The 18174-nt window shown below is 70.9% G+C and carries 17 protein-coding genes; 7 read left to right on the top strand and 10 right to left on the bottom strand.

The window, feature by feature from the left end; genetic code table 11:
* Positions 1–29: 29 nt before the first annotated feature.
* Together AB0435_RS02375 and AB0435_RS02370 are read right to left on the bottom strand one after the other, a co-directional pair.
* On the bottom strand, positions 30–1442 hold the full coding sequence (locus AB0435_RS02375) for a family 2B encapsulin nanocompartment shell protein (protein ID WP_366002260.1): 1413 nt from the start codon (positions 1440–1442) through the stop codon (positions 30–32).
* A 146-nt stretch (positions 1443–1588) separates the two neighbouring features.
* A complete protein-coding gene (locus tag AB0435_RS02370) occupies positions 1589–2836 on the bottom strand; it encodes a phosphodiester glycosidase family protein (protein ID WP_366425985.1) in 1248 nt (415 codons plus the stop codon).
* Positions 2837–3042: 206 nt separating this feature from the next.
* Here AB0435_RS02370 and AB0435_RS02365 point away from each other — a divergent pair, with 206 nt between their 5' ends.
* Complete coding sequence (locus AB0435_RS02365; RefSeq protein ID WP_366002262.1) at positions 3043–3915, top strand: phosphatidylinositol-specific phospholipase C/glycerophosphodiester phosphodiesterase family protein; 873 nt, start codon at positions 3043–3045, stop codon at positions 3913–3915.
* Positions 3916–4249: 334 nt separating this feature from the next.
* Complete coding sequence (locus AB0435_RS02360; protein WP_366425984.1) at positions 4250–4591, top strand: hypothetical protein; 342 nt, start codon at positions 4250–4252, stop codon at positions 4589–4591.
* On the opposite strand, the gene AB0435_RS02355 is transcribed toward AB0435_RS02360, so the two are convergent.
* The 3 genes from AB0435_RS02355 to AB0435_RS02345 form a co-directional block, all read right to left on the bottom strand.
* Complete coding sequence (locus tag AB0435_RS02355) at positions 4551–5420, bottom strand: YceI family protein (RefSeq protein WP_366425983.1); 870 nt, start codon at positions 5418–5420, stop codon at positions 4551–4553. The two genes, AB0435_RS02360 and AB0435_RS02355, sit on opposite strands and share 41 nt — an antisense overlap.
* A gap of 166 nt (positions 5421–5586) precedes the next feature.
* Positions 5587–6873 (bottom strand): SWF or SNF family helicase, encoded by a 1287-nt coding sequence (locus AB0435_RS02350; RefSeq protein ID WP_366425982.1) that lies wholly within the window; start codon positions 6871–6873, stop codon positions 5587–5589.
* The gene (locus tag AB0435_RS02345) at positions 6870–9776 is read right to left on the bottom strand and encodes a DEAD/DEAH box helicase (RefSeq protein ID WP_366425981.1); all 2907 of its coding nucleotides are present in this window, start codon (positions 9774–9776) and stop codon (positions 6870–6872) included. Before AB0435_RS02345 ends, AB0435_RS02350 begins: the two co-directional genes overlap by 4 nt.
* A gap of 244 nt (positions 9777–10020) precedes the next feature.
* Between AB0435_RS02345 and AB0435_RS02340 the strand changes: the two genes are divergently transcribed.
* Entirely contained in the window at positions 10021–11052 is a 1032-nt protein-coding gene (locus AB0435_RS02340; RefSeq protein WP_366002267.1) for an acyl-CoA desaturase, read from the top strand.
* A 66-nt stretch (positions 11053–11118) separates the two neighbouring features.
* A complete protein-coding gene (locus AB0435_RS02335; RefSeq protein ID WP_366425980.1) occupies positions 11119–11298 on the top strand; it encodes a hypothetical protein in 180 nt (59 codons plus the stop codon).
* On the opposite strand, the gene AB0435_RS02330 is transcribed toward AB0435_RS02335, so the two are convergent.
* The 4 genes from AB0435_RS02330 to AB0435_RS02315 all read right to left on the bottom strand — a co-directional run bounded on the left by AB0435_RS02330 (position 11295) and on the right by AB0435_RS02315 (position 15177).
* Complete coding sequence (locus tag AB0435_RS02330; protein ID WP_366002269.1) at positions 11295–12311, bottom strand: TolB-like translocation protein; 1017 nt, start codon at positions 12309–12311, stop codon at positions 11295–11297. The genes AB0435_RS02335 and AB0435_RS02330 overlap by 4 nt on opposite strands.
* Positions 12308–13588 carry an MFS transporter gene (locus AB0435_RS02325; protein ID WP_366425979.1) on the bottom strand — a complete coding sequence of 427 codons (1281 nt, stop codon included), beginning with the start codon at positions 13586–13588 and terminating at the stop codon, positions 12308–12310. The genes AB0435_RS02330 and AB0435_RS02325 overlap by 4 nt, the downstream gene beginning before the upstream one ends.
* Positions 13589–13590: 2 nt before the next feature.
* Positions 13591–14424, bottom strand: a complete 834-nt coding sequence (locus tag AB0435_RS02320; RefSeq protein WP_366426039.1) for an alkaline phosphatase family protein — start codon at positions 14422–14424, stop codon at positions 13591–13593.
* Positions 14425–14913: 489 nt separating this feature from the next.
* Entirely contained in the window at positions 14914–15177 is a 264-nt protein-coding gene (locus AB0435_RS02315) for a hypothetical protein (protein WP_366426038.1), read from the bottom strand.
* 124 nt (positions 15178–15301) lie between these two features.
* On the opposite strand from AB0435_RS02315, the gene AB0435_RS02310 reads away from it, so the two are divergent.
* Together AB0435_RS02310 and AB0435_RS02305 are read left to right on the top strand one after the other, a co-directional pair.
* Positions 15302–16216, top strand: coding sequence for an oxygenase MpaB family protein (locus AB0435_RS02310; protein WP_366002272.1), 915 nt, complete (start codon positions 15302–15304; stop codon positions 16214–16216).
* Between the two features lie 86 nt (positions 16217–16302).
* Positions 16303–17073: an alpha/beta hydrolase gene (locus tag AB0435_RS02305; protein WP_366425978.1), complete on the top strand. Its 771-nt coding sequence runs from the start codon at positions 16303–16305 to the stop codon at positions 17071–17073.
* Positions 17074–17143: 70 nt separating this feature from the next.
* Here AB0435_RS02305 and AB0435_RS02300 read toward each other — a convergent pair whose 3' ends face one another.
* On the bottom strand, positions 17144–17572 hold the full coding sequence (locus tag AB0435_RS02300; protein WP_366002274.1) for a PPOX class F420-dependent oxidoreductase: 429 nt from the start codon (positions 17570–17572) through the stop codon (positions 17144–17146).
* 124 nt (positions 17573–17696) lie between these two features.
* Here AB0435_RS02300 and AB0435_RS02295 point away from each other — a divergent pair, with 124 nt between their 5' ends.
* On the top strand, positions 17697–18119 hold the full coding sequence (locus AB0435_RS02295; protein WP_366002275.1) for a roadblock/LC7 domain-containing protein: 423 nt from the start codon (positions 17697–17699) through the stop codon (positions 18117–18119).
* The last annotated feature ends 55 nt before the right edge of the window (positions 18120–18174 follow it).

Below are 18174 nucleotides of genomic sequence, written 5' to 3'. Positions count from 1 at the left end.
GCTTCGGAAATCCGGCCCCGGTCCGGATTTCAGTGCCCGATTTCCACGTTCTCGAGAATTCCCAGGGCGTCGGGAACGAGAACGGCGGCTGAATAGTAGGCGCTCACGAGATACGAGATGATGGCCTGCTCGCTGATTCCCATGAATCGCACCGAAAGGCTCGGGCGGTACTCGTCGGGAATTCCCGTCCGGTGAAGACCGATCACGCCCTGGGATTCCTCCCCGGTGCGCATCACCAGGATGGAGCTGGTGCCCGCTTCGGTGACGGGGATCTTGTTGCACGGGAAGATCGGGACGCCGCGCCAGGCGGGCACCGCGTGCCCGCTCACGTCCACGCTGTCGGGATAGACGCCCCTGCTGTTGAACTCGCGGGCGATCGCCGCGATCGCGCGCGGGTGCGCGAGGAGGAACGCGGGGTCCTTCCACACGGTGGCCAGGAGCTCGTCGAGGTCGTCGGGGGTCGGCGGGCCGGTGCGGGTGTGGATCCGCTGCTTGAGGTCGGCGTTGTGGAGCAGGCCGAAGGCGCGGTTGTTGACCATTTCGTGTTCCTGGCGTTCGCGCAGGGCTTCGATGGTCAGGCGCAGCTGCTGTTCGACCTGGTTCATCGGCTCGTTGTAGAGGTCCGCGACGCGGGTGTGGACCCGCAGGACCGTCTGGGCGACGCTCAGTTCGTACTCGCGTGGGGTGAGCTCATAGTCGGCGAAGACACCCGGCAGCGACGGCTCGCCGGTGTGGCCCGATGCGACGTCGATGGCCGATTCGCCGTGCTCGTTCTGCGGGCGGCCGGAGGTGGCGTGGAAGGCCGCGACATGGGCGCGGAGCTCCTCCGAGGCGGCGAGCAGCTCCTGGAAGGCCTGGCGGGGGAGGGTGAGCACCGTGCAGGCGGTGACGGCCTTGGCGGTGAAGTCCCAGGTCTGCTCGTCTTCCGCGGCGATCGCCCCGTCGCCGAAATACCCGCCGTCGGCCAGCACGTCGAGCACAGCTGTGTCGCCGTACTCGCCCTCGCGCTCCTTGTCGATCTTGCCGTGGGCGATCAGGACGACCTGGTCGGCCGGCTGTCCGGCCTCCACGAGCACGTCACCGGGCTGGAACTCGCGCTGAGTGAAGCGGCCCGCCAGGGCCTCCAGGGTCGCCGCGTCCGTGAACCCCCGCAGCAGCGGCAGCTCGCCCAGCTCGGCGGGGATGACCCGGACCTCCGAGCCGGTGGAGACGAACTCCACCCGGCCGTCGCCCAGCGTGTGCGTCAGGCGGCGGTTGACCCGGTAGGAACCGCCGGGGACGTGAACCCACGGCAGCAGGCGCAGCAGCCACCGCGAGGTGATGCCCTGCATCTGCGGCACGGTTTTTGTCGTGGTCGCAAGATTGCGCGCGGCCGCGGTGCCCAGGCTCAGGGGGGCGGTACCGCTATTGTCCGCGGTACCGGTCTCCACTGATGTCGTCATGATGCGAATGCCCACCTATCCATTGCGAAATGCCCATTGCGGACCCGACGATTTCTTTTCCGCTGATTTTTCGCTCGTGCACCCTCGAAGCTAGCAGCGGGAATCGGGTGACACAGTCACTCACATGGGTGGATTGATCGACGATGTTAGGTTCGGATAAAAATTCCGATTCCGTTGGCGACGGGCCGCTCACCTCCGCCCGACGGGTGGTTGCGGACCGTGGTGCGCCCGTCGTCCGGGTCACGCGTCACCAGGGTGCTCGACCCGCCGCCGTCCAGGTTCACCGCGTCGTCCGCGCCGAGGTCCCGCATGAGGGCGGCCAGTTCGGCGACGGTCATGCCCGAGCGGTATTCGGTGCCGCCGTCCAGGGCCATGAGGAAGAACCGCCGGCCGCTCTCGCCCATGCCCGCCGAGGTCCGCACCGCCGCCGTCGAGCGGTTCAGCCCCGTCAGGGGTCTGCCGCCGCGCAGTACCGGGAAGCCGCCGATGGCGAAGCGGAGCGCTCCCCTTCCCTTGGACTCCAGTCGCTCCTCGACCTTCACCGAGTCGCCGACCCGCAGCTTGCGGAGCTCCTTCGCGCCCCCGTCGCGCCCCACCAGGACCGTCGACCCTGAGGGGATCGCGCCGTGCCCCGGGGTCTTGGCCACCTCCGTCACGCGGTTGCGCCGCACCGTCAGTTCATAGGTGTTGGCACTGCACGGGGCGGAGCGGTCGGTGTCCGTCCCGCACGTCGCCCGCCGCCGCGAGGCCGTACCCCAGTCCGGGGTGTACGCTCCGATCCCGCCCACCGGCAAGGCGTACTGGTTCAGGCCGCGCAGCGTCAGTTTCCTGCCCTTGGCCGTCACCGTGCCCGCCAGGGTCAGGCGGTCCAGCCTGGCCTTGCCGTCCGTCCCGACGCCGATGACGTCCCGGGTCGTCGCACCCGGCGGCATCGACGGCCCGAAACGCTGTCCGTTGGGCACCGCCGCGCCGAGTCGGCGGCCCCTCGCGATGGACGGCCCCACCGGGGCACCCGTCGCCTCGACCCCTGGGTGCTGGGACTCGGTGATGTTGAAGAAGTCGCCGTTGACCCCGCCGACCGCGCCGCTCCGGTCGGCCATGTGGGACACCGTGGACCGCGCGGCGACAGCTCCCGGATAGAGCAGGTCGAGGGAGACGCCCGCTTCGCGGAGGTCGACGGTCAGCAGATGCCCGTACGCGGGCCCGTGCGAGGCCGAAAGGGAGAAGTCCCGGTATTCGACCCCGGGCGCCACAGAAGTCGACGCGCCCAGCCGTAGTGCCTGCTGTGTGCTTGCGCCCGCCGCGTCCGCCCAGGCCGTACCTCCTCCTACCAGCGCTGCCCACGCCACCAGAACCGTCAGCCCCGCGCGTACGCGGCTTCTGCATCCGCTCACAGTCTCCCCAGAGGTCCCGTCAACTCTGGCACGATGCAAGAGAGTTCACCATGCCCCGAAAGAACGACAGGCAACGTGCCGACGTCGACACCGGCAACTCTTGTCACAGCCCTGCCCTTTGGCACTGCGGCCCCGGATACTCGCAGGAGACAGCTCGTGCGGGCCGCCGCCACCGCTGCGGACGCCCCCGATCCGGGAGAGTCGCCATGACCCCTCGTACGCGCCGCGCAGCCGTCATCACCCTGGGAGCCGCCCTCGCCGGCTCCGTCGCGGGACCCGCCGTCGCCCAGCGGGCGGACGCGGCGTCCGGCGCGGGCGCCGCGCGGGGCAAGCCTCCGCTGCGCCGTGCCCACGCGCACAACGACTATGAGCACCTCCACCCGCTCACCGACGCGCTCTCCCACGGCTTCGGCAGCGTCGAGGCCGACATCTGGCTCGTCGGCGACGAACTCCTGGTCGCGCACGACGCCTCCGAGCTCGACCCCACGCGCACCCTGGAGTCGCTCTACCTCGACCCGCTGCTGCGCCGGGTCAGATCCGGACACGGCCGGGTCTACCCGGGGTACGACTTCTCCCTGCAACTGCTCATCGACATCAAGACCGCGGGCGGTCCGGCCTACCGGGAGCTCTCCCGGCATCTTCGGCGCTACCGCTCGATGCTGAGCGTCTGTGACAACGGCCGGGTCCGGCGCGGCGCGGTCACCGCCGTCGTCTCGGGGGACCGGGGTGCCCGCGGCCCCATGGAGGAGGAGCGGGTGCGGCGGGCCTTCTACGACGGCCGCCTCGCGGATCTCGGCAGCGGCGTCCCCGCGTCCTTCGCCCCGCTCGTCAGTGACGACTGGAACCTCAACTTCGCCTGGCAGGGGGTGGGTCCGATGCCCGAACGGGAACGCGCCGAGCTGCTGCGGCTCGTCTCCACCGCGCACGCCGAACACCGGCAGGTGCGTTTCTGGGCCACGCCCGACCGGCCCGGCGCGGCGCGTGACGCCCTGTGGCGCGAACTGCTCGCCGCGGGTGTGGACTACCTCAACACGGACGACCTCGCGGGTCTTGAGGCATTCCTGCGCGCGCGGCGCTGAGCGACCCGCGTAAGGTTCGACAAGCACCGGCAAATCGTATGATTATTGGCGTTTTCGTCGAGGCTGCCACGCGGAGCGGACAGGGGGTTTTCCCACCCTGGAATGTCGCGGTCCTGGGCGGAACGTGTGGCGGTACGGTCACTGCCGCGGTGTCGACGGTCCACGACCGGGAACGCTGGAGCCTATGGCCACTCCACCGGGACCGCCGTACGGCCCGCCCGCGAGCCCGCCTCCGCCGCCCTCCGCCCCGCCTCCGGGCGGGTTCGGCCCGGGTCGGCCGCCGTGGGACCCGGAGCCGCCTTCGGGCGGCGGCGGACGGCGGACGGTGATCGCCGTGACCGTGCTGGTGGCGATCGCGGCGGTCGCGCTGGGTGCGGTGCTGATCATCGGGGACAAGGGCAAGAAGGGGGACGAGCCCGGCAACGGGCCCTCGGCCGACCCGTCGCCCTCGCTCACCCTCCCCAGCGGGCTTCCCTCGGAGCTGCCGACGCATCTCCCCAGCCGACTGCCGACGAGTCTGCCGTCCGGATGGCCCAGCGGCCTTCCGACGAGCCTGCCCAGCGGATTCCCCACGGAATTGCTGCCGTTGCCCGTCGACGGCCGCGCGGACCGGGCCGCCGCTCGGGCCGGTGCCGTCACTGGGCCGGTACGGCCTGGATGTCCAGCTCGATCCTGATGGTCGCACCGATCATGACGATGCCGCGCTGGAGCATCGAGCGCCAGTCCAGGGTGAAGTCCTCGCGGTGCAACTCGGTCGAGGCCGAGCAGGCGGTGCGGGTCTCGCCCATGATGCCGGTGCCGATGCCCAGGTAGCGGGTGTCGAGCGCGACGTTGCGGCTCACGCCGTGCAGATTGAGCACACCCTGGACCGTCCACCGGGACCCGCCGCGGTGCACGAATCGCTCACTGGTGAACTGCATGTACGGGAACTTGGCGACGTTCAGGAACTCGGCGGAGCACAGGTGCTCGTCGCGCTGCTTGACCCCCGTGTCGATGCTCGCCGTCTCGATCACCACATCGATGCGGGAGTGCTCCATGCTCTCGCCGATCCACAGCGTGCCCTCGAAGCGGTTGAACCGGCCGTGCACCTCGGCGAGCCCGATGTGCCGGGAGATGAAGCGCACGGCCGTGTGGTCCGGGTCGATGCGCCACGCGCCGGGAGCCGGCATGGCCGGAGTGGGCGCCGGTTCCATGCCCACCGGTTCGAGGGAGGTCCGGGTGCCCTCCGTGGACATGAAGGTGCGCCGTACGGGCTGGAACCCTTCGGCCGTCACGGCGAGGCTGTACTCGCCGGGCGCCACGGTCGTCGCGAACCGGCCGTGCGGATCGGTCTGCCCGTGGACCACTTCCTGGCCGTTGAGATCCCGCACGGATACTTCCGCTCTGTGCAGCGGAAGCTGGACCGGATCGAGTACCAGGCAGTCGAGAGCCCCCGCGCCGTGCGGAATCGGAGCGACCTCCTGGTGGAGGGAACGCTTACGACGGCACAGCAGGGCGAAAACCATCCCGAAGGGCCTTTCTCTGATCAGAAGGTGACGTACCTGTAGATCACCATATTCCTGCACTGAAAGGCAAAATTTTCCCTACTTCCTGGGAAACTGTGAATTTCACGCACTCCTACCTTTGATTTACCGCCAAGGTGGCTGGCCTCTCAGGGGGTGTGGCCTTCTGTCAGGCCTCCTGGGAACCGTCCGTCAGGAGCGCCGCGAGAGCGGCCGCGGGATCGTCCTCGCAGGGTCCGGCGGGCTGCCAGCGGCCGCTCTCCTTGCGGTACGGCCACCAGCGGCCGTCGCGTCCGTAACGCAGCTGTGTGTCCGAGCCGACCGCCGTCCAGCGGTTGCGCGAGGCGCGCAGTACCGGCACCGTTCCGCCTTCCCGTGCGGCAGTCAGTTGCGCGCCGGCGCGTGCGAGGTCCTCGGCTTCCGGTGTCCATGCGTCCTCCAGGACCGACAGCGCGGCGGGCCCTCCGTGGCCCCATGCTTGTACGGCCTGGGCGAGCCCGGCGCGGTCGCGGCCGCAGCCTGACGCCAGTCGTGCCGCTACGTCGGCCGGCGGCCCGGAGGCGGCGAGGCGCACCGTGTCCTGCCACAGGCTCAGTTCATCTCCCACGGGCGACCGTTCGTGGCCGGGGGCGAGGGCCTCGGCCAGCAGTCTCCGGGCCCGCGCGGCCGCGTCCGCGACCAGGAACTCCAGCGCCTCGGCATCCAGCCCCGGGGCCGGCGCGGTGTCGCCCGACAGCACGGGCGGGCGGCCCACGGCCTCCACTGAGGGCGGTGCGTCGGGCAGCGGCGGTACGAGGAAGCCCGCCCCGAACACCTCGCGGGCCGGGACGCCCGAGGGGGCGGCGCTCGGCTCCGGCGCGTGCGCCGTGGCACGCGCGGAGTTGCGGGCCTGCAGCTCGTCCAGCAGCTCGCGTTCCCCACGCCCACGGATCAGCAAGAGGACGAACGGATCCTGGTCGAGGATCCGCGCCACCTGATGGCACAGCGCCGCCGTGTGCGGACAGTGGTCCCACGCGCCGCAGCCGCACGCGGGCTCCAGATCGCCGATGCCGGGCAGCAGCTCCACGCCGGCGGCCAGCGCGTCCTCCGCGAGGTGCGGGGGTATGTCGTGGTCGAGCAGTGCGGCGATATGGCCGGCACGGTCGGCCACCAGGTCGAGCAGCCGGTCCCAGTCGGCCGCCGAGAGCTCCTGGACCATCACATCGGAGCGGTACGGTGTGCCGTCGCGGTCGCGGACCAGCGCCGTGATCCGGCCCGGCCGCACCGACACCGCGCCCACGGCCCCCGCACGGGCGTGCTTGCGTCCGGACTTCACCTGGCGGCCGTCCAGAGCGGCGTCCTCCAGGGCCTTGAGCCAGGCCCGGCCCCACCAGCTCCGTGCGAAGCTCTGCCCCGGTTCGGGAGGCAGGGCGGCGAAGGTGAGTTCGGTGCCGCCGGTGATGTCGTGTCCGGTCATCGGCCGGTCCCCCTCAGTGCGACGAGTTCGGTGAGTTCGGCGACGGTGAGTTCGGTCAGGGCGGCCTCCGCGGAGCCCAGGACGGAGTCCGCGAGGGCCTGCTTGCGCGCGAGCATCTCCGCGATCCGGTCCTCGATCGTCCCTTCGGCGATCAGCCGGTGCACCTGCACGGGCTGGGTCTGGCCGATGCGGTAGGCGCGGTCGGTCGCCTGCGCTTCCACGGCGGGGTTCCACCAGCGGTCGAAGTGCACCACATGGCCCGCCCGGGTGAGGTTCAGCCCCGTCCCGGCCGCCTTCAACGACAGCAGGAAGACCGGAACTTCACCGTCCTGGAAGCGCTGGACCATCTCCTCGCGCCGCGGCACCGGCGTACCGCCGTGGAGCAGTTGCACGGGCACCCCCCGGGACGTCAGGTGCCGCTCCAGCAGCCTGGCCATCTGGACGTACTGCGTGAAGACCAGAACGCTCGCCCCTTCGGCCAGAATCGTGTCCAGCAGTTCGTCGAGCAGCTCGACCTTGCCCGAACGGCCCTGGACGCGCGGGGCAGCCTCCTGGAGGCCGTCTTCCTTCAGGAACTGCGCCGGGTGGTTGCAGATCTGCTTCAGCCCGGTGAGCAGCTTGACGATCAGGCCACGTCGCTGGAAGCCGTCCGCGGCCTCCACCTCGGCGAGCATCTCCCGGACCACGGCCTCGTAGAGAGCCGTCTGTTCCTTGGTGAGCGCGACCGTGCGGTCGGTCTCGGTCTTCGGCGGCAGCTCGGGGGCGATACCCGGGTCCGACTTGCGCCGGCGCAGCAGGAACGGGCGGACGAGCGCGGCGAGGCGCTCGGCCGCGCCCGGATCCACACCGCCTTCGACGGCCTGCGCGTAGCGCCGGCGGAAGCCGCCGAGCGAACCCAGGATGCCGGGCGTCGTCCAGTCGAGGATCGCCCACAGCTCGGAAAGGTTGTTCTCCACCGGAGTGCCGGACAGCGCGACCCGGGCCTTGCCGCCGATGGTGCGCAGCTGCTTCGCGGTGTCGGAGTGCGGGTTCTTGACGTGCTGGGCCTCGTCGGCGACGACCAGGCCCCAGTCGATCCCTCCCAGCCGCCGAGCGTCCAGCCGCATCGTTCCGTACGTGGTGAGGACGAACTCGCCGTCCGCCAGACCGTCCAGACTCCGTGTGGGGCCGTGGAAGCGGCGCACGGGCGTACCGGGGGCGAACTTCTCGATCTCGCGCTGCCAGTTGCCCATCAGGGAGGTCGGGCAGACGACCAGGGTCGGGCCGGTCGCGTCCCGCAGCGTCCCGCGGTGCAGATGCAGGGCGATGACCGTGATGGTCTTGCCGAGACCCATGTCGTCGGCTAGGCAGCCGCCCAGCCCCAGCGAGGTCATACGGTGCAGCCAGTCGAGTCCCCGCAGCTGGTAGTCACGCAGGGTGGCGGCGAGTGCGGCGGGCTGCGCGAGGGGCTCCTGGGCACTCTCCGGGTCGGCGATAAGGTCGCGCAGCGCCGCCAGCCAGCCGCTCGCCCGGACGTCCACCAATTCCTCGGCGCCTCCGGGGCCTTCCGTCTGCGTACGCCCTGTCAGGGCCGCGCCGAGCGCTTCCACGGGGGTGAGCTTGCGGTCCTGGCGGCCCTGGGCGCGGCGTACGGACTCCGGGTCGAGGAGCACCCACTGGTCGCGCAGGCGCACGGCCGGGCGGCTGGCCTCCGCGAGGCGGTCCAGTTCGGCCTGTGTCAACTCCTCGTCGCCCATGGCGAATCGCCAGCTGAAGGTGAGCAGCGCGTCGGCCGACAGCAGGGACGGCATCGCCGAACGGTCGTCGCTCCGGCTGTGGTCGGTGTCCTCCTGTGGGCCGACAACCGCGTACGAGGTGAGTTTGCGGGCCACTTCCTTCGGCCAGTGCACCTGGACGCCGGCGGCGTCCAACGCCTCGGAGGCGGCTCCGAGCAGTTCGCCGACCTCCTCGTCGGCGAGGTCGATGGCGTCGGGTGCCGGGGCCGAGAGCAGGGGAGCGAGAGCGGACCAGGCGTGGGCGGCGCGGCGCAGGGCGAGCAGCGCGTTCATGCGAGCTCCCTTGCCGAGCGAGGCCGTGAGGGGTGAGGCGCCGGACCATACGTCGGCCGCGTCCGCGACGAGTGCCGGGTCGGCGAGGCTGTGCAGTTGGAGCACGGCCCGGAAACGCGGAGAGGCGTCCACCTCCGTGTCGGTGAGCCCCAGCACCTCGACGCGGAGGGACAGCCGTACGCCGGCGTCGTGCCCGGCGGCCACGCTGTCCGCCCACGCGCGCTGTTCGGGTATCCGCCGGGGTTCGGTGGCGGCGAAGGCGGGGCCGCCCGCCGCGACCGCGGCGGCGGGAGTGCGCGGCAGGCCGTCGGCCACAGCGTCCAGGAAGGCGCGTACGAGCCGTTCGGGCTCGGGTAGCAGTAGGGGGTCGCCGCCGTCGTGCGGGAGCGGCACGCAGTGCGCGGCGGGCGGCATGGCGGCCGCCAGCTCCCGGATCCGGGTCATGTCCTCGGGGGCCAGCGGTCCGACGCGCCAGGCGTCGTGATCGGTCGCGGTCAGTCCGGGGAGCAGGCGGCCGCGGGCGGCCAGTTGGAGGGCGAGCACTGCCGCCGCACCCCAGAAGGTGGCCGTCTCGTCGGCGCGTGCCGCGCGGGCGCGGGTGAGAACCGGCACGGCTTCACGCACGGGCAGCACCACGGCCCGGACCGTCGTGGTGGAGACGCCGGTGCCGTCGTCCACGGCGACGGTCAGTTCCTCGACGCTGCCCGGTGCGCCGGGCGGGTCCTCGTCCGGCCGCCAGAAGGCCACGCGGCCGGTGCGTGCCGGGTCACCGGGGAGAAAGACCGCCGAGCACTGTGCGAGCCGGGAGATCTCGGAGGGCGTTGCGGCAGAGGGTGGTGTCACTGGGCTGAGCATTCCTCAAATTTGACTAGTGGAGCTCGGAGCGGCCGAGGATACAGGGAAGCCCCACCGGAAGCGCCTCCTCCGCGTGTGACGCGCGACACGTACCACCTTGTGACCTCTCGGGGTGGGCCCAGCCCCCCACGGTCAGGGGGGAATGCCCCCGGCGGATCCGGGTGGTGCCGCCATGGCTGCGAGATGCCCCGGATCCGTACGTTCTGTGAGGTCAGCTCGCTGGTCCGAACTCCCCGGAGACCTCATGCGCCAGGCCACCACCTCGCTCGCGGAACGCACCGCGGGCAGCGATTTCGCGCCGCTCCTGCGTCTGGTCCGGGAGGAAGGACTCCTCGACCGGCGCAGGGGCAGGTACGCGTTCACCATCGTCGCGGACCTGCTCGCACTCGCCGCCACGGCCGCTGGAACCGCGCTCGCAGGGGACGCCTGGTGGGCTGTGCTCCTGGCCGTGCCCGCCGCCGTCTTCTGCGCCCGGATCGCCTTCGTCGGCCACGACAGCGGGCACGCGCAGATAGCCGCCACCCGACGCGCCAACCGCGTACTCGGCCTCCTGCACGCGAACCTCCTGCTGGGCATGAGCTATGCCTGGTGGAACGACAAGCACATCCGCCACCACGCCAACCCCAACCACATCGACAAGGATCCGGACGTCGGCGTCGGCGCGCTCGTGTGGACGCAGCGACAGGCCGCCCAGCGGCAGGGATTCACCCGCTGGCTCACCCGTCACCAGGCCCGGCTCTTCTTCCCCATGCTGCTGCTCGAAGGCATCGCCCTGAAGGTTTCGAGTGTGCGTGACCTCAAAAGGCAGGAAGCGCGCGAGCGGTGGATCGAGGCGGCACTCCTCACGTTCCATGTGGTGGGCTACACGACGCTCCTGCTGTGCGCACTGTCGCCCGGCAAGGCGCTGGTCTTCGCGCTGCTCCACCACGCGCTGTTCGGCCTCCACCTCGGCATGGTCTTCGCGCCCAACCACAAGGGGATGGACATGCCGGACCCGGACGGGGAGCGCTGGGGGCATCTGCGCCGCCAGGTCGTCACTTCGCGGAACGTGCGGGGCGGCGCGCTGACCGACTGGTTCATGGGCGGACTGAACTATCAGATCGAGCACCACCTCTTCCCCAGCATGCCCCGGCCCCACCTGCGACTCGCCCGGCCCCTCGTCCGCGCGCACTGCCGCGCGGTCGGGCTGCCCTACACCGAGACCGGACTGGTCGACTCCTACCGGCAGGCGCTGGGCCACATGCATGAGGTGGGTGCCCCGCTCCGGACCGGGTGAGGAACCGAACAGAACCCCTGGGCGTTCTCCAGGACAAGCGGCAGCCGTCGCGAAGGAGGCACGGACATGAGCAACAGGGCCAAGGTCGCCGTCGCCGGCGTGGTGGTGGGGGTGATCCTGCTGTGGCTGCATCCCTGGGTGGGCCTGCTGGTGATGCTGGCGGTGCCGGCCGCCGCCTATCTGCTGCTGGATCCCGCACAGCGCAAGAGGCTCCGCAGGGTGTCCCGCAAGCAGCTGGGGCGTTAGCCGGTGAAGGCCGGGGCGAGGGCGGCGGTCATGGAGAGCCGGGGGCTGCCGGAGCCGTCCGCCGGGACGGTCCACAGGTCGGAGCCGTAATCCCCGGGCAGGGAGTAGACGAGGGTGTGCCCGTCCCGCCAGATCGCCTGGTCGTCGACGTTCCGGTGTTCGGCCGTGGCACTCTCGCGCAAGGTACGCAGATCCAGGACGTACAACCGCCAGGGCGCGTCGGAGGAAGCGCCCTCGACGCGCTTCTTATAGGCAATACGCGTTCCGTCGGGCGAGAGGGAGGGGCACTCGACGTTGGTGTGCAGGGTGCGCAGTGTCCGGTCGGAGCGGTCGCCACGTACGAGATAGGTTCGCCCGCCCGTGGCGACGGTCGCGTAGAACCGGGTGTCGTCGGCGAAGGTGACGCCCCAGACGTTGAGATCGGATGCCCGGTGGAGGCGGCCGTCAAGGAAGAACCGGTACTCCTCGAGGTCGCGGTCCAGGCTCCAGGTGCGGGTGTCGAGCACCGAGGTGCGGGTGGAGAAGGCCGTGCCCGCGTAGGAGTCACCACTGACGAAGACCGTCCAGGCCACGCTCCGGCCACTCGGGGACACCCGGGCCCGGGTGGGAATGCCGGCCAGGTCGTAGTGGCGCAGCTCGCGCAGCTGCGCGTCGAGCACCACGGCACGGTAGCTGTCGCGGAGCCTGCCGTGCACCGCTTGGAGGCAGATGCCGGTGCCCGCGGCCGCGTGGAAACGCAGGCAGCGTACTCCGGAGGAGGTGCGCGGCGCGGCCGGGTCGTCCGCGGGAACGGTGGAGATCTCGTCGCGGTGCGGGCCCCAGGCCATGTTGCGGAAGAGGCTGAGCCCCGGAGCGTCCAGGGCGACCTTCCCCGCGCGTACGCGCGGGCCGCCCGGTTGCGCGCGGTCCTTCTCGGCCGACCGTCCGGCGGCGTGCAAGGTGGCGCCCACGGCGACACCGCCCAGGATCAGCACGGCGGCGAGCAGGGCCAGGATGCGGCTCTTGCGGTTCAACGGGCAGGCTCCGGTGAGATGTCGGGCGAGGGGCGCAGCAGCAGGGCACTGACGGCGACGGAAACGCTGAGACCGGCCGCCGCCGCGCCCAGCGCCACGCGGTCGCCCCAGGTGGTCCAGGCCACCCCGAAGGCGATCGAGCACACGAAACGGGCGGCTGCCTGACCTGTCTGGACCACCGCGAGCCCCGTGCCGCGGATCGCCGCGGGCACGGCGTCGGCGGTCACGGCGGCCAGCACTCCGTCGGTCGCCGCGTAGAAGCTCCCGTGCAGCGCGAGCACGACGAAGGCGAGCGTCGTCGAGTCGCCGAGCGGGGCGACCAGCAGGCCGTACGCGGTCAGCAGCGCCAGGTGGCCGCAGAGGAACAGCCGGCGGCGGCCCACCCGGTCGGCGATCGTCCCGAAGGGCACGGCCAGCAGGAGGAACGCCGCCGCTGTTCCCAGCGGCAGCAGCGGGAACCACGTCTCGGAGAGATCCAGGCGTCGTTGGAGGGTGAGGTAGAGGAACGAGTCGCTGACGGTCGTCAGCCCCAGCAACGCGGCACAGCCGGTGAGTCGGCGTACCGACGGCCGCCGCAGAACGGTCCGTAGGGGTGCGCGGTCGACGGCCGGTTCAGTCGACGCGGCGGCAGCGCGGTGCCCCGGGACGAACAGCAGGAGCACGAGGACGCCCAGCGCCGCGATGCAGCCGCTGACGGTGAAGACGGCGTCGTAGCCGTCGGCCGCCGCTCGCAGGATCACGAAGGCGACGAGCGGGCCGAGCAGGGCTCCGGCGGTGTCCATCGCGCGGTGCACGCCGAACGCCCGCCCCCGGGTGCCCGGTTCGCAGGACAGGGAGATCATGGCGTCGCGTGGTGCGGTGCGCAGGCCCTTGCCCGTACGGTCCGCCGCGAGCACCGCACCGATCAACGGCACGCTGTGCGCCACCAGCAGGAGGGGCTTGCAGAAGGCGGAAAGGCCGTAGCCGACCGCGGCGACGGCCTTGTGACTCCCGCCGCCCCGGTCGGAGATCCTGCCGCCGATGAGCCGTACGAGCGCGCTGACGCCGTTGTAGACGCCGTCCAGGAGGCCGAAGCCGAGCGGGGACAGGCCGAGTCCCGCGACGAGGTAGAGCGGCAGGACGGCGGTGACCATCTCCGAGGAGACGTCGGTGATCAGGCTGACGCTGCCCAGGGCGAGCACGGCTCCGGGCACGAGGGCGGCCCGCCGGCCGGGGAGGGGGTGCCGGCCGGCGGTGTCGGAGGGTTCCGGGGTGGTGCGGCTGTCCGCGAGATACACGGTCAGTTGTTCCAGATGCCGGTGATGTCCTTGCCGTTCGCGGCGTTACCGGCGTGCGAGGTGCCGTACATGTCCTCGACGGTGCGCAGGACGTCGTAGTGGTTGTAGGTGGCGTCGGAGGTCGAACCGGCCCGCACGGGCTGTCCGTAGAGGACCGTCGGGATGCGGTTGCCGCTCAGCCGGTTGTCCTCGTCGAAGGTGATCAGCAGCAGGCTGTTGTGGGCCGTGGCCCAGTCGGCGTAGCTCTTGAGGTTGTCCTTCAGCCAGGTGTCACCGGTGCCCACGGAACAGTCGTGCATGTCACTGCACAGGTTCGGGACGACGAAGGAGACCTTCGGCAGCTTGCCGAAGTCGCTGGGGAAGGCCGCCATGGTGTGCGCCGTGCTGGTGGGGACGTTGTCGAAGCCGAACCAGGGATTGTGCTTCTGGGCGTACTTGCCACTCTTGCACGTGGTCGAACCCTCGGCCGGCAAGGACTCGTTGTAGCTGGCCCAGGTCTTGCCCGTGGTCAGGAGCTCGGAGGCGAGGTTCGGCGCGTCGCTGAAGCCGGGGGTGACGCAGCTGTCGTCGGTGACGCCCTGGGTGTCCCCGGAGAACAGCGCGTAGTAGTTCGGCTGGCTGGGGTGGGTCTCGGCGTACGACGCGGTCAGGTTGGCGCCCCCGGAGGCCAGGGAGTTGATGTACGGGGCGCTCGAGCTGCCGATGACCTGGTCGTAGGCGTGGTTCTCGAAGACGACGACCACGACGTGGTCCGGAGTGGGCACGGCCTCCGCGGCGGAGGAGTCCGCGGCCCACAGTCCGAGTGACGCGGCGGCGAGCCCGAAGGCGGTGGTCAGGGCGGCGAGACGGTGGCGGGGAAGGCGCGGGGCGCGGGACTTGCTGGCTGCGGCGGGCACGGGTCCTCCGTACGGGGTGGGCGACAGCGCAGGCGACGTGGGGGCGTGGAATCAGGGGGTGGGGCCTGCGGGTTCGGTGGCAGCGTAGAGCGGAGGCAATGACATGTACACGTCTTTCTGGTGACGGGGGTGGGAACAGTGGCCGAGCGGGAGCGCGCCCCGTGACTGTCAGTGCCGGCGGTGACGGTCGGATCATCGACGTCGCGCTTGAACGGGGCGCGACGGCGGGATTGCCGTAAGGGGGAACGGATGGTGTCGGGCGCGGTGAAGGCCGTATGCCGCAGCGGTGAGCGCGAGTTCAGCGAGTCCGTGCGGGAGAATCGTGTTGCTGGAGGGGTTGGGCGTGGAGGGGGACACTCACCCGGGAGCGCACCTTCCGCTGGAACGTGTCCAAGCCGTTTCCGGAGCTGGGCGCCATGCTCCGGTGGGTCAGGCGGCGGGAAGGCCCAGCAGTGTCCGGGCCACGTGCTGCGGGGTCTGGCCGTGCTCGCGAGCCAGTGCGATGACCGCACGGCAGGCGAGCTCGTTCACGCCGAAGCAGAGTGCCTCCGGTGAGACCCATCGCGCTGCCTCCGCGCTGGTCTCGTGATCGTCCTCGGCGCAGGCCGCCACATAGGCGGCCGCCGCTTCGAAGAGATTGCTCCGGCGCCCCGCGGACGGTGGCGGCACAGGGGGCTGCCCGGCCACTTCGATGCGCTTGCGGAGCCTGTCGAACACGTCGATCACCTGCCCCCGTGAGCCGATTGCCCTGCGGTCGTTCAAGTGTGCCCGGCGCCCATAGAGTTGAACCTCCGACGAACGAAGGGGCGACCGCCGAGTGAAGCGTTTCGACTGGCTCAAGGAGATCCAGCGGCTGGATCCGGAGAAGGACTTCCTGCGGATCTACCGGATCACCGCGACCCTCGAATTCCCCTGGGACGTGACCCGCGCACTCGAGCTCGCGCTCTACAGGACGTACGCCGTGCCCAGCATCGGCGGCCTCCTCGCCGCGACCGGAGAGTTCCCCGACCGCACGCAGAAGCGCTACGACGACACGGCACTGCTGCTGGACGCGGTCGTCGAGCACGGCTTCGACCACGAGAGCGGCCGGTCGGCGATCCGCCGTATCAACCAGATGCACCGCGGTTACGACATCAGCAACGACGACATGCGGTACGTCCTCAGCACCTTCGTCGTCGTTCCCGGGAGGTGGATCGACACGTACGGCTGGCGTCGCCTGTCCGAACACGAGCGGCACGCGCTGGCCACCTACTACCGCACTCTCGGCGAGCACATGGGCATCCAGGACATCCCCCGGTCGTACGCCGGTTTCCAGCGCTTCCTCGACGCATACGAAGACGCTCACTTCGGCTGGGACGAAGGCGGGCGGAGGGTCGCGGACGCCACCCTCGATCTGATGGCGTCCTGGTATCCGCGTGCCCTCGCCCCGCTGGTGCGCGGCGCGGGCAGGGCCCTCCTGGACGACCCGCTACTGCGCGCGTTCCGCTACGAGCGGCCGCACCCCGCCGCCCGTGCGCTGGCGCACGGCGCCCTGCGCGCCCGGGCCAAGGCCGTACGGCTGCTGCCTCCGCGCCGCACCCCTCACTACGTCCGCCAGAACCCCGAGATCAAGGGCTATCCGAACGGCTACGACATCGCGGCGCTCGGCACGTTCCCCGCACGCCGGTCCGGTGCGAACGTCCCTACCTGCCCGGTCTCTCACGGACGCCCGGACCCGGACGCCGCGGAGTGAGCCGACGGCCTCCCACTGCGCATCGGTCCCGGTGGTGGGCTCACTAGACTCGCTGGGAATATCGGCGTGTTCGGAATGGAGAAGGCGTGCGGCAAGCGGAATTCGGAACAGAGGGCGACCACATACGCTGGACGGAGGCGGCCGGAAGCGGCCCCGCGCGCGTCTACGTCCACGGCCTGGGGTCGGCGTCGTCCGTGTACAACGCCCACATCGCCGCCGACGCGACGCTCACGGGGCGCCGTTCTCTCTTCGTCGACCTGCCGGGGCACGGCATCAGCGACCGGCCCACCGCGTTCGGCTACACCCTCGAAGAACACGCCGAGGCGCTCGCCTCGGTCCTGGACGCGGACGGGGCCGCGGGCGCCGAGCTCGTCGCCCACAGCATGGGCGGGTCGGTCGCCATCGTCCTCGCGACCCGGAGGCCGGACCTCGTGTCCCGCCTCGTCCTGGCCGAAGCGAACCTCGACCCGAACCCGTCACCGACGGCCGGGAGCAGCGGCATCGCGGCCTACGCGGAGAAGGAGTTCGTACGGGGCGGCGGCTTCACGGAGACGCTGGAACGGGTCGGCCCCACCTGGCGGGCGACGATGCGATGGGCCGACCCGACGGCCCTGCACCGTTCCGCGGTCGGGCTGGTCCGCGGCACCGACCCGACGATGCGCCGCCAGTTGATGGACCTGACCATTCCGCGCACCTATCTGATGGGTGAGCTGAGCGGAGAGCTCAGGGACCGTGCCGGACTGGTCGCCTCCGGTGTGGCCGTGCTGACCGTGGCCGGCGCCGGGCACAACATCATGTTCGACAACCCCGCCGCATTCGCCGCCGCGATCGCGAAGCAGCCCGCCTCGGCCTCGTGACCACGGGCTGCCCGCATTCCCCGGGGCGGGCAGCCGCCGCCGACCGGCCGCGCCCAGGACGTCGCGCGGATCAGTCCGCCACCGAGGCCAGGGCCACGACCTTGTCGATCCGGACGCGGACCACCAGCTCGCCGGGGACGCCATTTCGCGCCCCGAACTCCTCGGCGCGTTCGTCGCCCATATAGCGCCCGGCGATTCTGGTCGCCCACGTGCGCACTTCGTCGAGGTCGTCGCTCAACTCGGCACGCCCTTGCACGGTGACGAACGAGAACGGGGGCCGGTCGTCGTCCACGCAGAGCGCGATCCGGCCGTCGCGGGCGAGGTTGCGGCCCTTGACCGTATCCGCGCCGGTGTTGAAGACCAGGTCGTCACCATCGAGCACAAACCAGATGGGCGCGATGTGCGGACTTCCGTCCGCGCGTACCGTCGAAAGCTTTCCGGTGCGGGTACCCATGGAAAGAAAGGCGCGCCACTCGTCCTTGTTCATTTTCTGTGCCATGTCCCCATCTTGTGCCAACTGGCGCACAGACGCGTGCCGACAGGCCGGGCGGGTTGCCGACAGCGCGCAGGTGAGCAAGGCTGGCACGGCAGTTACGGGGAACGGCGGAACGGGGAGGCGGGACATGGCACTCGGCAAAGGACTCGACTGGATGCTGGACGACCTGACCGAGCGCGTCGAGCACATACGCCACGCGTTGGTGCTCTCCAACGACGGACTGGTGACGGGTGCCAGCGTGAGCCTCGAAAGAGAGGACGCCGAGCACCTCGCCGCGGTCGCCTCGGGGCTGCACAGCCTCGCCAAGGGCACGGGGCGGCAATTCCGGGCAGGCGGAGTGCGGCAGACGATGGTCGAATTCGATGAAGGTGTCCTCTTCGTGACAGCGGCGGGCGACGGCAGCTGCCTTTGTGTCCTCGGCGGCCCCGGGGCCGATATCGGCCATGTCGCTTATGAAATGACCCTCTTGGTCAACCGGGTCGGCGAGCACTTGAGCGTGGAGGCGCGACAGCAGGGCGCTCCCCGTGGGGATGCCGACCGCGAGCTCTGACCGGAGTTATCCACAGGGTGGACGCGCTGTCGCACCCCACCGCTACAGTCGTGAC

The sequence above is a fragment of the Streptomyces sp. NPDC051173 genome, assembly GCF_040689515.1.
In the GTDB taxonomy this organism is placed as follows: Bacteria; Actinomycetota; Actinomycetes; order Streptomycetales; family Streptomycetaceae; genus Streptomyces.
Note: the sequence above shows the minus strand (reverse complement) of the source record. Positions and strands in the feature narration are given on the sequence as shown.